This window comes from Corynebacterium sp. HMSC055A01 (assembly GCF_001809405.1).
Taxonomy (GTDB): Bacteria; Actinomycetota; Actinomycetes; order Mycobacteriales; family Mycobacteriaceae; genus Corynebacterium; species Corynebacterium hesseae.
In genome coordinates, this window is the sequence record NZ_KV797598.1 from 38,916 (window position 1) to 53,337 (window position 14,422).

General features: G+C 59.2%; 10 protein-coding genes, 1 tRNA gene and 1 pseudogene. 2 read left to right on the top strand and 10 right to left on the bottom strand.

The window, feature by feature from the left end; all coding sequences use genetic code 11:
- Positions 1-14: 14 nt before the first annotated feature.
- Genes HMPREF2604_RS12690 through HMPREF2604_RS12710 form a run of 5 tightly spaced genes read right to left on the bottom strand, consistent with a single transcriptional unit; the run spans position 15 to position 6,359 of the window.
- The gene (locus HMPREF2604_RS12690; protein ID WP_029158873.1) at positions 15-1,787 is read right to left on the bottom strand and encodes an ABC transporter ATP-binding protein; all 1,773 of its coding nucleotides are present in this window, start codon (positions 1,785-1,787) and stop codon (positions 15-17) included.
- Positions 1,780-3,528 carry an ABC transporter ATP-binding protein gene (locus HMPREF2604_RS12695; RefSeq protein ID WP_070565697.1) on the bottom strand — a complete coding sequence of 583 codons (1,749 nt, stop codon included), beginning with the start codon at positions 3,526-3,528 and terminating at the stop codon, positions 1,780-1,782. The genes HMPREF2604_RS12690 and HMPREF2604_RS12695 overlap by 8 nt, the downstream gene beginning before the upstream one ends.
- A gap of 7 nt (positions 3,529-3,535) precedes the next feature.
- Positions 3,536-5,005 (bottom strand): ABC transporter ATP-binding protein, encoded by a 1,470-nt coding sequence (locus HMPREF2604_RS12700; protein ID WP_012714930.1) that lies wholly within the window; start codon positions 5,003-5,005, stop codon positions 3,536-3,538.
- Positions 5,002-5,727, bottom strand: coding sequence for an energy-coupling factor transporter transmembrane component T family protein (locus tag HMPREF2604_RS12705; RefSeq protein ID WP_010187692.1), 726 nt, complete (start codon positions 5,725-5,727; stop codon positions 5,002-5,004). Before HMPREF2604_RS12705 ends, HMPREF2604_RS12700 begins: the two co-directional genes overlap by 4 nt.
- Positions 5,724-6,359 carry an MptD family putative ECF transporter S component gene (locus tag HMPREF2604_RS12710; RefSeq protein WP_012714931.1) on the bottom strand — a complete coding sequence of 212 codons (636 nt, stop codon included), beginning with the start codon at positions 6,357-6,359 and terminating at the stop codon, positions 5,724-5,726. The genes HMPREF2604_RS12705 and HMPREF2604_RS12710 overlap by 4 nt, the downstream gene beginning before the upstream one ends.
- 140 nt (positions 6,360-6,499) lie before the next feature.
- Here HMPREF2604_RS12710 and HMPREF2604_RS13775 point away from each other — a divergent pair.
- Positions 6,500-6,777, top strand: a pseudogene (locus HMPREF2604_RS13775) (IS481 family transposase); the annotation flags it as partial.
- A 21-nt stretch (positions 6,778-6,798) separates the two neighbouring features.
- Here HMPREF2604_RS13775 and HMPREF2604_RS12720 read toward each other — a convergent pair.
- The 5 genes from HMPREF2604_RS12720 to HMPREF2604_RS12740 form a co-directional block, all read right to left on the bottom strand.
- Positions 6,799-6,871: transfer RNA gene (locus HMPREF2604_RS12720), tRNA-Arg, on the bottom strand.
- A 71-nt stretch (positions 6,872-6,942) separates the two neighbouring features.
- Positions 6,943-7,236 (bottom strand): mycoredoxin, encoded by a 294-nt coding sequence (locus tag HMPREF2604_RS12725; protein ID WP_010187687.1) that lies wholly within the window; start codon positions 7,234-7,236, stop codon positions 6,943-6,945.
- Positions 7,236-7,781 (bottom strand): dihydrofolate reductase, encoded by a 546-nt coding sequence (locus HMPREF2604_RS12730; protein ID WP_010187686.1) that lies wholly within the window; start codon positions 7,779-7,781, stop codon positions 7,236-7,238. The genes HMPREF2604_RS12725 and HMPREF2604_RS12730 overlap by 1 nt, the downstream gene beginning before the upstream one ends.
- Positions 7,781-8,587 (bottom strand): thymidylate synthase, encoded by an 807-nt coding sequence (locus tag HMPREF2604_RS12735; RefSeq protein WP_010187679.1) that lies wholly within the window; start codon positions 8,585-8,587, stop codon positions 7,781-7,783. Before HMPREF2604_RS12735 ends, HMPREF2604_RS12730 begins: the two co-directional genes overlap by 1 nt.
- Positions 8,588-8,622: 35 nt before the next feature.
- Complete coding sequence (locus HMPREF2604_RS12740; protein ID WP_012714932.1) at positions 8,623-9,381, bottom strand: 3'(2'),5'-bisphosphate nucleotidase CysQ; 759 nt, start codon at positions 9,379-9,381, stop codon at positions 8,623-8,625.
- Positions 9,382-9,415: 34 nt separating this feature from the next.
- On the opposite strand from HMPREF2604_RS12740, the gene HMPREF2604_RS12745 reads away from it, so the two are divergent.
- Positions 9,416-14,365, top strand: a complete 4,950-nt coding sequence (locus HMPREF2604_RS12745; RefSeq protein ID WP_070565699.1) for an Lhr family ATP-dependent helicase — start codon at positions 9,416-9,418, stop codon at positions 14,363-14,365.
- The last annotated feature ends 57 nt before the right edge of the window (positions 14,366-14,422 follow it).

Genomic DNA, 14,422 nt, shown 5'->3' on the forward strand with positions numbered 1-14,422 from the left:
TCTCGGTGCCCGCGTTAATCGCGTCCCGAACTGATTTTCCACCCGCGTGCTGCTTTGCGTTGCTGCCAGAAGTGACGGTAGATACCGGGGACATCGGAAAGCTCAGAATGCGTGCCCAGCTGGCTGACTTGCCCGTGTTCATCCAAGACTACGATTTGATCAGCAGATTTGATTGTATCCAGCTTATGGGCGATGACAATAAAAGTAGATTGCTCCCGTAGCTCGTCCATCGCAGCAAGAATGTTTGCCTCATTTTCTGCATCGAGCGCGGAGGTAGCCTCATCAAAGAGTACAATCGGCGCTTGCTTGAGAAGCGCGCGAGCTACAGATACGCGCTGGCGTTCACCACCGGATAGAAGCCGACCGCCTTCACCAACAGGAGTATGCCACCCTAGGCGGTTGGCAATAGAAGTCACGCCTGAAAGATCAGCTGCGCGGAAGACTTCCTCATCGGAGGCGTCGGGACGACCAACGCGGATATTAGCGATTAACGAGTCGTCGAAGAGGTAGACATCCTGAAAAACCATGGACAGTCTGGACATTAACTGTTCGGTTCCAAGCTCGCGGATATCTACGCCGTCAACCATCACCGCCCCGGAATCTACATCCCAGAATCGCGAAATAAGGCGCGCAATTGTGGTCTTTCCGGAGCCAGAAGGACCGACAATGGCGGTAACGGTGCCTGGTCGAGCATGGAAAGCGATATCTACCAATACTGGTTTATCGCCGTATCCAAACGTGACATTACGCAGCTCTACACTTCCCGAACCATCGCCTGGGCGCGGAGTAGTGGGTTCCGGTAGGGAAGGGGCATCGGTGATGAGCTCAGTTTCTGTGAGCGCGATACGGCCGGCATCTAAACCGACGAAAGAAGAACCCAGCTGCTCAAGCGTGCGGGTAAACCTCAAGCTGATTCCGATGATCGCAATTGTTTCTAGTGGCGATAGGGCGCCTTCAACGGCAAGATCCGCGGAGACCATAATGAGAGCCACAATGAAGATCTGCACTACTATGCCGTTGAGTAGCAAAGCTAATGTGGATACCCATAGCTCGCGTATTCGTGCTTTATGGTCGATTTCTAGCGCTTGCTCTAGTGGCGCAAAAACTTGTGATTGTCCTGCCGCGCGCAGGGCTGGTTGACGGTTAGCAAATTCTACGATGCGCTGGGAGAGCTCTTTACTCGGCCCCAGTGCGCGGTTCGATGCTTTCTCACGAATCCATGCAGCCAACTGCATCACCACGAGCGCCAATGGTGCGATGATAAGAAGGACCAAGCCCAGCTTCGGGTTCCAGAAACACGCTCCTACTAACAAGGTGACAAGTGCCGCGCTATCGCGGTATATCGTTCCTTGAATATGCGCAATGGTCTCGGCCGCCACCATAAAGCGATCTGAAACGAGGCGAGATAGGCCGCCGGTATTAGCCGGTACGAACCAGCCGAGCGGTAGCGTTGCTAATTTATCGCCCACAGTCGTGTGCGCGGCTCGGATGAAATCCAAGGCCGTGTGGTAAGAGGCCATGGTTGCGAAAAATCGTAGCGCAAAAGCTACGAGCGCAATTGCCAAAAGCGTCCACATCCATGGTGCGATCGTCGTATCCCCATCGAGTGCCTTTGTAAGTGGCACGAGCGTGAGAACGGCGAGGCCATCAAGCACGCCAACGATAAGCGATAGACAAGCATACCTTTTATTGAGCTTATGGCCTACAGGACTTTGCAGCTTTTTGACACTGCGAGTGAGTAGCGGATCACGAAGACGCGAACTAACAGGCGTAGTGGCATTAGACATGAGAATTATCCTTCATAGGCTTGAGGCAGATTATTTGGTCTGCTCCTTGGATGGACTCCGGCTTGTGGGCGATGACTAAGACGGTCTTGCCTCTGACGAGTGTGGCTAGAGCTGCTTGAATTTCTGCTTCGCAGTCAGGATCAGTTGCCGCAGTAGCTTCATCCAGGATCAAGATTGGGGAATTGGTAATGATTGCCCGGGCAATAGAAATGCGTTGCTGTTGTCCACCGGATAAAGAGGTGTCCTCACCAACAACGGTGTCGAGCCCAGCCGGTAAAGCGCGAATATCAGCAGCTATGTGCGCAGCCTCTGCGGCTTGCCAGATCTCTTCATCGCGGGCTTCTGGGCGTGCAAGGCGAATGTTTTCCCGAATACTCATACGCAGTAAGTGAGGATCTTGTAAGACGAAAGCCACAGTGCGGTACAAACTGTCGAAAGTGAGATCACGGATATCCACGTTGTTGATAGTGATTGTGCCCGAATCTGGATCCTGGAAACGCGCCAACATCGTTGCTGCTGTGGATTTGCCAGACCCGGAGGGGCCAATCAATGCCGTGACAGTGCCTGCATTTAGTTGCGCAGAAAAGTCTTGGAGGACTGGTGTGTCTGGGGCGTAGCTAAAGCTGACCTTATGGAACTCCACCTCCATGTCTTGACTATTGGCGTCGAGGCTCTTTTGGCCTTCTTTCACATGGGAAATTGTCATGACTTCATCAAGGCGCAACGCCGCATTGCCAGCGAGCTGGTAAGACCACATCATTTGGCCGACGGTTTGAATCGTGCCCGGGAGCACCAGCGCAATTAACGTTGTTGCGATGACTTCAGCGACCGTGACATAGCCACCAGCTATCAGCAGGGAACCGACTCCTAGATTGATAAGGATGAGGACAGGAACCGCCACCACAGACTCTGAGATTGCGGAAACACGCAGAAGCGGACGTACCCACTCGTAATAGAATTCCGCGAATTTTTGGGCAGCTTCGCGATATCGAGCGTGGGCTTTGCCAACGGTGCCGAAAGCCTTGACGACGGAAATACCTTCGGAGAACTCCACCGCAGTCGCAGAGACCTCACCCAGATAATTATCCATTTCCGCAGTTTTTGTGCCCATATCTTTCATTGAATATGCTTGGATTGCTAGGAAAATGGGCACAGTGGCAATAGAAAGTAGACCAAGGCGCCAATCCAAGATAAAGGCATAAACCAGAAGCGCGAGGGGCGTAAAGATCGCGGCGACCTTCTCTACAGGAGCATGGGCTGTCAGGGTGTGCAGAGTTAACGTATCGTCCTCGACGGCTTTGCGGACTTTGCCGGAATTAGTCTGGCTAAACCACGAGAGTGGTGCTTTCGCAATAGCGGTAATAATTCGGCGCCGGTTAATCCCCACCAACTTTGCATCAGCGAAGTGGGTGATTGCAAGGGCAAGGAAATAGAAGAATAGCTGGCCCAAAAATGCAGCAAGTAGCCATTTCACAATGGACGCGACGTCATCAGTATTGCCGTCGATTAGAGCATTTCCCAGTGCCACCAACGCGACGTAGGGTGCTACGGCGAGTACCGAGGATATAAGCGCGAGAAACTGTGCGAAGTAGATGGTTGTTTGCACTGGGGCCAGTAGTTTTTTTAGAGCGACCTGGCCGGCTTTTAGTTTTGCGCGAGCCTCTTCTTCCGGTGACGCACCGTGTGATTCTGGTGCGTGGGTTCCGCTTGATTCTGTGGAACTTTGTTTTAGTTCAGACATTTCTTTCTCAATTCTTGTTGATGTCAGTCATATCGATGATTCTGGTGACTGATTCTTGGATGAATTCGTGGTCATGGGTGATGACGATGACCACTGCTCCGCTTGCTGCAAGAGATCGAAGTAGCGCAGAGATGGATTGCAGTTGGCGCCAGCCCACGCCAGAGGTAGGTTCATCGAAGATGTAGATCGCTGCTTGCTCGGCTTGGGCTGAAGCTATGGCTAAGCGTTGCCGTTGCCCACCGGACAGAGACTGCGGATGCCGTTGGGCCATTCCTGCCAGATCGAGGCGATGGAGAATCTCATTGACATCGATGTGGTCCCGCTTCTTCTTTGCCAGTCCGAGCGTGACTTCTTCTTCGGTGGTGGCTGCGAATAATTGGCGGCCAACATCTTGCATCACCATGTACGCGGCACGTCTGCGGGCAGCCGCTCCTACTCGTTTGCTGTTCAAACGGAGACTACCGCCGCGTTTGGGAGAAGCAAGACCACAAATGATCCTGGCGAGGGTGGTTTTTCCAGCGCCGTTGGGCCCGATTAAGGCGGTGACTTCGCCGCTGGGGAAAAATGCGTGGTCAATGTTTAATACCTCATGTGCGCCATAAGAAAAACAGATGTTGCTTAGCTCGAGTCCGCTCCGCTGGGGATCGGCGTTTTCGAGCGTGGGTGGTACCGGCACGCTCGCGGGCAGGGGAACATGGTGTAAGCTGCGTAGCCCCAATTGTTTGCGTTCGGGTTCGTCTAAGGCATAAAACTCCTGAGCGCGGAAACTCCGCGTTATTTTTCCCTGAGTCAAGTAAATAACTTGGTCAGCGATATCTTTTAAGAAAAAGAGACGGTGATCAGCGATAATGATCGTTGTGCCTAATTCCTTCAAGCGGTGTAGCACGCGTGCAAGAATATCGATGCTTTCCATAGAGAGATTGGACGTGGGTTCATCGAGAAGCACGAGACTGCCCGGGGACACAAGCGCGCATGCGCATGCCACGGTTTGTAACTGCCCACCGGATAATTCTTTGAATCGCCGGCCCCGAAGATCGTTAATGCCTAGTAGCTCGACCGCTGATTGAATCCTCGACTCAATTTCTTTGGGATCTACACCAAGGTTTTCTAGCCCGAAGGCCAATTCTGCATTGACGCTTTCAGTGAAAAATTGTGTCCTTGGATTCTGGAATACTGAGGCGCTGAACTCGATGGCTCGGGACAGCGGTTCTTCCGCAGGGGTAAAAGCCTGGTCATCCTTTATAATAGTGATGGTGCCTAGTAGCTCTCCTGGATTGAAATGGGGGATGAGTCCGTTGATCAACTTGAGTACCGTGGACTTTCCCGATCCGGAATCACCGGTAATCAGTAGACACTGTCCTGGAGAGACAGAAAAAGACACATCAGATACACCTTGAATACCTGGCCGAGCTCCCAATGGATATGTAAAAGAAACGTTGTGGGCGTCTACACTGGTTGCGATACTGCGTTCGTTCATAAGTGGACCTCCGTGGGAAGCCAGACAGAGGCAACAACGAGGCCCAACCCAGCTAGTGCAGTTGCATCGACAAGCTTGAAGGAAAGATCGGCGGTGGTGGTTGGGCGTGCGGGTCCTCCCAATCCCCGGACAAGAGCAGAGGCAGCGAGCTCATCACCAGCGCGGACGACGGCACCTAATAAGGGGATGATCAACATCGCGGACGATTGTGTGGGCTGTGTGATCCAGCTTTTTACTCCAGGCTGGAGACCCCGAAGGACCATGGCATCGCGGATGGCTTTGGCTTCTGCCACGATGATCGGCAAAACGCGCAGGAATACCGCCGGTGGAATGGTGGCCCAGCCTGGTAAACGCAGGTCCCGCAGTGCTGAGGTCAACGTGGATGGTGTGAGAGTGAGCAAGCCGAATGTGCCGATGGACATGCTGATGACAAAACGGCTTAGCCACGAAAAAATTGCCGCTGAAAAAGCGAAAAATGTGGAGCCAGGAAGCTGTAATAGGCCCCAGTACCCTAGATAGGATAATGCAAAAGCGAACAGGCAAATAAGACCATAGTGTGGCTTTACTGTAGCTAGTGCGATGGAGCTGAAAGCGATAGAAATCAGCAGTGTCGGTAGGTGGCCGTGGCTGAGAGCTACCGCATTGATTACTAGAACAGAAAGCAGCACGGTCCGTGGATCGATCGAAGATCGATGAAGCACGCCCTGTTTTTGCAGGCTCACAGGAGACCAGCGCTTTCAAAGTGTTTGCGGCTGACGCGAACTCCGACCTTTCCTCCGATAAAGCCGACGATGAGCGCACAAATGGCCAGTACTCCAATGGTCCATGGCTGGAAGATATCCGACATGGCATCGGCATATTCTTGACCCATTTGGTCTGCGATATCGACGTAGTAGGAGTCCGTATCCAGAATTAGCGGGATAAAAGGCATAGAAATCCAGACACAGAAGACGCTGTAGGCAATAGGGAAGGATTTGGCAATACTGAGGTGGCTTTTTGTAATAATCAAATCCGCGATAAACCCTAGAATTATGCTTCCCAGCAGGGTCCAGAAGTAGTGTCCGGTGAGCATGAATGCTAGTCCGTTAATACCACCGACGAGGGTGAAAGCACCCATTTTGGGCGTGCGGGCGGCATAAAGCGCTAGCACGATTCCGTTTGCGATTGCCGCGATGAACCATCCAATAAACATGAATTGTGGTCCTGCGAATCCAATCATTCCGCTTACAAAGGTGATTACAAAGTAAAGTGCAGCAAAGATGCCAGCGTTGATGAGATCTCTGGTGTTTAAACGTGCCGTCGACCCACTGGATGAGCTTGCACTCCGTGCGGGCGTAGAGGACTGTTGGGTCATAGTAAACCTCGATTTATGAACAGCAGGAAAGGTAAGGCTTACCTAAGTTAGGTAATACTGTTTATAAAACATTTCAAGTTTTGATCTGAAGATTCACCCTTAATGGGGGTGAATGCAGATAAGTAGACATCAAACCAGACCACGACTACCGACTAAGTACCGACAAAATCGGCACCAACGGCAAGACAACCCTGCGATGGGGAGGCAAACTACGCCGCCTCTACATCGGACGCAGATGGGGCGGGGAACCAATCACCATGGTCTGCATCGACAACCACGTCGACGTCAAAATAGCCATCACTGGGGCACAAATCGCCGCCTACACACTCACCGAAGAAAAGATCTACTACAACTAGAAAGACAACGAACTCAACCCCAGTCGGGGCAACTAAAAAATCTCGAGACACCGACCGGAACGATGTCTCGAGACTTCACAGCGTGCCCCAGAGAAGATTCGAACTTCCGACACCGGCTTTAGGAGAGCCGTGCTCTATCCCCTGAGCTACTGGGGCGGGGGTGCGTTGCGCACCTAGGTAAGACTAGCAGCCCCGCGTGGGGCGGCGTTAAATGCGTCGCCTTTCGTTTATTCGCCGGCCAGCTCCGCGTACTTGGCGCGGACCTCGCTGGCGGAAGGGTTGGTGGCGTGGGTGCCGTCGGAGTAGAGGACGGTGGGCACGATGCGGTTGCCGTCGTTGACGGACTCGATCCAGGCGTTGATGTCGGCGGTGTCGGGGGAATCCGCTTCGACGTTGACGAGCTCGTATGGGGTTTCGGTGCGGTCCAGGTTTTTGATCAGCTTGGCACAGAACGGGCACCAATCGGCGAAGAAGATGGTGACGTGCTCAGTGGTTTCGGGAGTGGCAACGTTGGTGCTCATTAAGCAGCAGCCTTTCTGTCGTAGGTGAGGAAACGGTATTTCATCGGCAGCTCGCTGGGCGGCTGGCCGGGAATGGTGAGGTGGCCTGATTCGGAGGTCAGCCAGTCACTATCGGCAGATAGGCTGAATTCCTCCGGAACGCTCGGGGCCAGGACGGCATCTGCGCCGTAGGCATCGCCGACTTGTACACCCATGAGGGTGAGCTCGATTGTATCCACGCGGTCGAGGGCGGAGCTATAGAGCTGGCCGCCGCCGATGATCCAGGCGTCGTCAAGCGTGGCGTGAAGTGCGGCGTCGAGGTTGTCCACCACGGTGGCGCCCGCAGACCACTCGCCGGGCTCGCGGCGGGACAGCACGATGTTGTCCCTGCCCGGAAGTGGGCGGAACTTGGGGGTGAGGGATTCCCACGTCTTACGGCCCATGATGACGGGCGCGCCCATGGTCACTTCCTTGAAATGCTTGAGGTCCTCCGGCACGTGCCAGGGCATGACCACGCCGTCACCAATGACCCCGTCGAGGGACTGGGCCCAGATTGCGCCCAGCATTAAACGGACACCTGCGCCTTGATGGTGGGGTGGGGGTCGTAGCCGATGACCTCAAAATCATCGAAGTCATAGTCAAAGAGGCTCTCAGCCTTGTGGAGTTTGAGCTGTGGGTACTCGCGGGGCTGACGGGAGAGCTGTTCCTTAACCTGCTCGATGTGGTCGTTGTAGATGTGGCAATCTCCGCCGGTCCAGATGAGCTCGCCTACCTCTAAACCTGCTTGCTGCGCAAACATGTGAGTCAGCGCCGCGTAGGAGGCTAAGTTGAAGGGAACGCCGAGGAACATGTCCGCCGAGCGCTGGTAAACCTGCATGGACAACTTGCCGTCGGCGACATAAAGCTGGAAAAGCAAGTGGCAGGGCATGAGCGCCATCTTGTCCAACTCAGAGACGTTCCACGCGGAGACCAAGTTGCGGCGGGAATCCGGGTTGTTCTTGAGCGTGTCCAGCGCGACCTGAATCTGGTCGATGTGCTGGCCATCCGGTGTGGGCCACGAGCGCCATTGCACGCCGTAGACGGGGCCTAGCTCACCGTCCTCATCGGCCCACTCGTTCCAGATGCGAACCTTGTTCTCCTGCAGCCACTTCACGTTGGAGTCACCGCGCAGGAACCACAGCAGCTCACCAATCACGCCGTGGAAGTAGACCTTCTTGGTGGTCAGCAGGGGAAAAGACTCCGCCAGGTTATAGCGAAGCTGGGCACCGAACAGGGAGAGGGTGCCGGTGCCAGTGCGGTCGCCTTTGGGAGCGCCTTCTTCCAGGACGCGGCGCAGGAGGTCCTCGTACGGAGTCTCAATCATGGTCGCCATGATAGCGCTCTTGCGCCCGTGCCACGCGCGTGGGGTTAGTACCCGCCGTTGGCCTCCGCGTAGGCGGCGGCGTGTTCCAGAATCTCCTCTGCCAGCTCCGGGCGGCAGATCAAAAGATCCGGGATGAAGGTGTCCTCGTTATTGAACTTGATGGGGGAGCCATCCAGGCGTGAACAGTGCAGGCCCGCGGCCAAAGCCACGCCCACCGGGGCGGCTTGGTCCCACTCGTACTGGCCGCCGGCATGGATGTAGCCGTCATAGTCGCCCAAGAGCACGTGGATCGCCTTCGCACCTGCGGAGCCCACGCCGACGGTCTCAAAGCTCATCTTCTCCGCGACGTAATCCGCCACCTTCGGCGGACGGTTGCGGGAAACCACGAACTTCTTTGACAGCGGGCCGGTTACCGCGCGCACGTCGGAGGACTTAAAGGTCACGCCCATGTCCGGCATGCCGACGGCCGCGTGGATGGGGGTGCCGTTTTCGACCAGAGCGATGTGGACGGCCCAGTCCTGGCGGCCGGTAGCGAACTCCTTCGTGCCGTCGAGCGGGTCAATGATCCACACGCGGTCCTTCTTCAAACGGCTTAAGTCATCGGCAGCCTCTTCCGACAGGACGCCGTCCTTGGGACGGTGCTGCTCAAGGACGCGGGAGATCCACTCCTGAGCGGCCTCATCGCCGGCATCACCCAGCGCCAAGCCGCGCAGCAGGCCACCGTTGCGCACGCCTTTGAGTATTTCGCCGCAGCCATCGGCGAGGGAGTTGGTTAGACGGGAATCAGAAATCTCAACGGTCATAGTGACCAGATTAGCGCGCGCGATACAGTAGGGCATGTCTAAAAACGTTCTGGCGAAGTTCCGCCCACAGGTGGCCGGGTGGTTCCAGGACGTTTTCGCCGCCCCCACCCCCGTCCAAGAGCAGGCATGGGAGGCGATTTCCGGTGGTGCGAATGCGCTGGTTGTGGCACCGACCGGCTCTGGTAAGACGCTCGCGGCATTTCTGTGGGCGCTGAATTCTTTAGTGGAGCGCGAAGGCCAGACCGCGCTGCCGCTGAGCAATGAACCCTCCCGCGAGGGAGCTCATGATGGCGTGAGAGTGCTGTATATCTCACCGCTCAAGGCTTTGGGCGTGGACGTTGAGAATAATCTGCGTGCCCCGCTCAACGGCATTGCCCGCACCGCCGAGCGGCTGGGCCTAGAGGTGCCGGATATTACCGTCGGCGTGCGCTCAGGGGATACCCCGCAGGCAGAGCGCGCCCGCCAGGTGCGCAAGCCGCCAGACATCCTCATCACCACGCCGGAATCGGCCTACCTCATGCTCACTTCCAAAGCTGCGGGGATTCTGAAGACCGTGGATACCGTCATCATCGATGAGATCCATGCTCTGGCTGGCACCAAGCGCGGCGTGCACCTAGCTCTGACTTTGGAGCGCCTCGGGCTTATCGCCGGGGAGTTCCAGCGCATTGGGCTCTCCGCCACGGTGCGCCCGCTGAGTGCTGTCGCGAACTTCTTGGGCGGCGACCGTCCCGTGGACATCATCGCCCCGCCCGCGAAGAAGCGCTGGCAGCTCGACGTCCACGTGCCGGTCGAGGACATGTCGGACCTGCCCACCCCGGAGCAGGGATCCCCCATCGGGGAGGCGACTGTCGACGACCCCCTGGGTATCACCCAAGGCCCCCAAGACGCCCTGCGCGTACAGGCGCAGCGTGGGGAAACGGACACACACGGCGGGGTAGGAGACTCCGCCCTGCCCACGGCGAAGTCCATCTGGCCCTTCATCGAAGAAGAGCTGTACGCCGAAATTATGGAGCAGCGCTCCACCCTTGTCTTCGTCAACTCGCGTCGCACCGCCGAGCGGCTTACTAGCCGGCTCAACGAGCTTTATGCCCAGGAGCACGATCCGGAATCCTTGAGCCCAGCGACCCGGCGCGACCCGGCCCAGCTGATGAAGCAGGTGGACGTCGCCGGGAAGGCACCTGCCGTTATTGCCCGCGCGCACCACGGTTCGGTGTCTAAGGACGAGCGCGCGTTGACGGAGACGATGCTCAAGGAAGGCACGCTCAAGGCCGTGGTGGCCACGAGCTCTCTGGAGCTGGGCATTGACATGGGCGCGGTGGAGCTGGTGGTGCAGGTGGAATCCCCACCCTCGGTGGCTTCTGGTCTGCAGCGTGTGGGTCGCGCCGGGCACTCCGTGGGTGCGGTCTCTCACGGTTCTTTCTATCCCAAGCACCGCGCGGACCTCGTGCAATCAGCACTCACCGTCGCCCGCATGGAGGAGGGCCTCATTGAGGAGATGCACGCACCGCGCAACCCGTTGGATGTCTTGGCACAGCAGACGGTGGCGGCGGTGGTGGCGTCGGCAAGCGCGAGCACGGGCAAGGGCCTCGAGGCCGACAGCTGGTATGACACCGTGCGCCGTGCCTGGCCCTATAAGGACCTAGCACGCGAGGTCTTCGACTCCGTGTTGGACTTGGTCAGTGGTGTGTACCCGTCGACGGATTTTGCGGAGCTCAAACCCCGGGTGGTCTATGACCGCGTGACGGGCGTGCTCACCCCGCGCCCCGGCGCGCAACGCGTGGCGGTGACCAACGGCGGCACCATCCCGGACCGCGGCATGTTCGGCGTCTTCCTGGTGGGTACTGGTGAGGCTGGTTCCGCGCCGCGCCGCGTGGGTGAGCTCGATGAGGAAATGGTTTATGAAACCCGGGTGGGGGATATCTTCACCCTCGGTGCGACGAGCTGGCGTGTGGAGGAGATCACGCGCGACCAGGTGCTGGTGACACCCGCGCCGGGGCACACGGGGCGTTTGCCCTTCTGGAACGGGGACCAAGCTGGGCGGCCCTATGAGCTGGGCAAGGCGTTGGGTGCATTCCGGCGGGAGGCGCTCGCGGATCCGTCGGTGGTGCGCGGTGCGGATGAGAATGCGCGGCGCAATATCGCCGCCTACCTGCGGGAGCAGAACGAGGCCACCGGGCTTATCCCGGATGAAAAGACGCTGCTGCTGGAGCGCTTCACGGACGAGCTGGGGGATTGGCGCGTGCTGCTGCACACCCCGTTTGGCCGGCCGGTGAATGCGGCGTGGGCGCTGGCGGTGGGGCAGCGCGTGGCGGAGCGCACCGGGATGGATGCCCAGGCCGTGGCGGGCGATGACGGCATCGTGCTGCGCCTGCCGCAGGGGGAGGCGGACCCGGATGCTGCGCTCTTTCTTTTTGACGCCGATGAGATTGCGGACATCGTCACCGAACAGGCGGGAAACTCCGCGCTCTTCGCCTCTAGGTTTAGGGAGTGCGCGGCGCGAGCGCTGCTTCTGCCGCGGCGTAACCCGGGCAAGCGCGCGCCTTTGTGGCAGCAGCGCCAGCGCGCGGAGCAGCTTCTCGACGTCGCCCGCAACTACCCCTCTTTCCCCATCATCCTGGAGACCGTGCGCGAGTGCGTGCAGGATGTCTATGACCTGCCGGCGCTGACGGAGGTTATGCGGGAGCTGGCGCACCGCCGTATCCGCATCGCGGAGGTCACCACGGAGCAGCCTTCGCCTTTTGCGTCCTCGCTGCTGTTCAACTACACCGGCGCATTCATGTACGAGGGGGACTCGCCGCTGGCGGAAAAGCGCGCGGCGGCCCTGGCACTGGACCCGGCGTTGTTGGCGAAGCTTCTGGGCACGGTGGAGTTGCGCGAGCTTCTCGACGGCTCCATCATCGCCGAGGTCCATGCCCAGCTGCAGCGCACCACTCCAGAACGCCAGGCGCGCACCACCGAGGAGGTCGCGGACCTGCTGCGCGTGCTGGGCCCCATCCCGGTCGAGGAGTTTGGTGCGCACGCCACGGTGCCTCTGCGCGCACTCGATGCGCTGGGCGCGCGCATTATGCGGGTGCGCATCAACGGCCGCGAGCACCTGGCCCAAGCGCTTGATGCGCCGCTGCTTCGCGACGGCCTGGGCATCCCCGTCCCGCCCGGCATCCCCTCCCAGCAAGCCACGATTACCGACGCCCTGGATCAACTAGTCAGCCGCTGGGCGCGCACGCGCGGGCCGTTTGTGGCGCGCGATGTGCAGGAGGCCTTTGGCCTGTCGGCCGCGGTGGCGCACTCGACGCTGAGTGGGCTGGATTCCATCCTGGCGGGGCATTACCGCCAGGGCGTGGAGGAGCAGGAGTACTGCGCGGCGGAGGTGCTCAAGGTCATCCGCTCGCGCTCGCTGACGGCCGCGCGGGCGGCCACGCAGCCGGTCTCGCCCGCGGCTTTCGGGCGCTTCCTCCCGGACTGGCAGCAGGTGGCGGCGGTGGGCCGGCGCCCGGTGCTGCGCGGGGTGGACGGCGTCTTTGCGGTCATCGAGCAGCTGGCCGGCGTGCGCATGCCGGCCTCGGCCTGGGAGAGCCTCATTTTGCCTGCGCGCGTAGGGGACTATTCGCCGACGATGCTCGATGAGCTGACCACCGGCGGCGAGGTCCTTATCGTGGGCGCGGGCAAGGCTGGCTCGAACGACCCCTGGATCATGCTGCTACCGGCGGACTATGCCGCACAGCTCGCCCCGCAGGTTTCTGCGGAGGAGGTGGGCTTGTCCATGCTGCAGACCCAGCTGCTGGAGGCCTTGCAGGGCGGCGGCAGCTACCTTATCTCCGATATTCAACCGCAGTTGAGCGGTACGCCCGAGGAGGTCCGCGAGGCCCTCTGGGGTCTGGTGGAGGCAGGTCTGGTCAGCCCCGATTCCTTCGCTCCTATCCGCGCGCACTTGGTGACGGGGAACGCGGGGCGTACGGCACACCGCGCGCGGCGCAGACCTTCGCGCTCGCGTCTGCGCATGGGGCGCACCTCCTTTGCACAATCGCACAATGTCTCCAGTGCGCCGACCGCGCCCGATGTGGTGGGGCGGTGGTCGCTGTCCGTGCCCGCGGCCACGGATGCGACGTCGCGTTCCATCGCGCATGGCGAGGCCTGGCTGGACCGATATGGCGTGCTTACCCGTGGCTCTGTGGTGGCCGAGGACGTCCTGGGTGGCTTCGCCCTGGCTTATAAAGTGCTCTCCGGCTTCGAGGAATCCGGCAAGGCCATGCGCGGCTATGTCATTGAAGGCTTGGGGGCCGCGCAGTTCTCCACGCCCGCGGTCATTGACCGCCTACGCGGGGTGGATGATTCCCCCGACGTCACGGGCTGGCCCTCCGGCACCCGCGAGCCGCAGACGTATGTTCTGGCCGCGACCGACCCGGCCAACCCATATGGTGCGGCGCTGTCGTGGCCCGCTACCGACGCCGGCGAATCCGCAGCCCGCCCGACCCGCGCCGCGGGCGCTTTGGTGGTGCTCATGGATGGCTTGCCGGTGGCTCACCTGACCCGCGGCGGGAAGACACTGACCACGTTCTTCAACGCTTTGCCCGAGGGCATCGAGCGCACTGAAGTTTTGGCACGGGTCCTTGAGGGGCTCAACGAGCTGGTTGCCGCCGGGCACTTGAGCAAGGTGGTTATTGAGAAGGCGAATGGGCGGCCTATCTTCGAGTCGAAGCTTGGCGGCGAGCTGCGTGCACTGGGGGCGGCACTGACCCCGAAGGGCGTGCGGATTACTGGCTCTGCCCACACCGCCTCTTCCGGCCGTGCAGGACAGCACGGCCAATCTGGAGAAGCCGCGCGCTCCACCGAGCCTTACCGTCCCGCACATCGCGGTGGGCGCCGTGCTGTCGAGGCGATGGAGGAGCTCACCTTCGATGATCCGGAGGATTCCACTGAGTCTGGTGGTCCATCGACTGCACCGGGCAGCCCAGGTGGTTTCCGCCCGCGCCGGCGGCGCCGCTGAATGATATTCACCTGCATTTCGCCCACGGGCATTCCAGAGGTCTAACCTCAAAAGCTG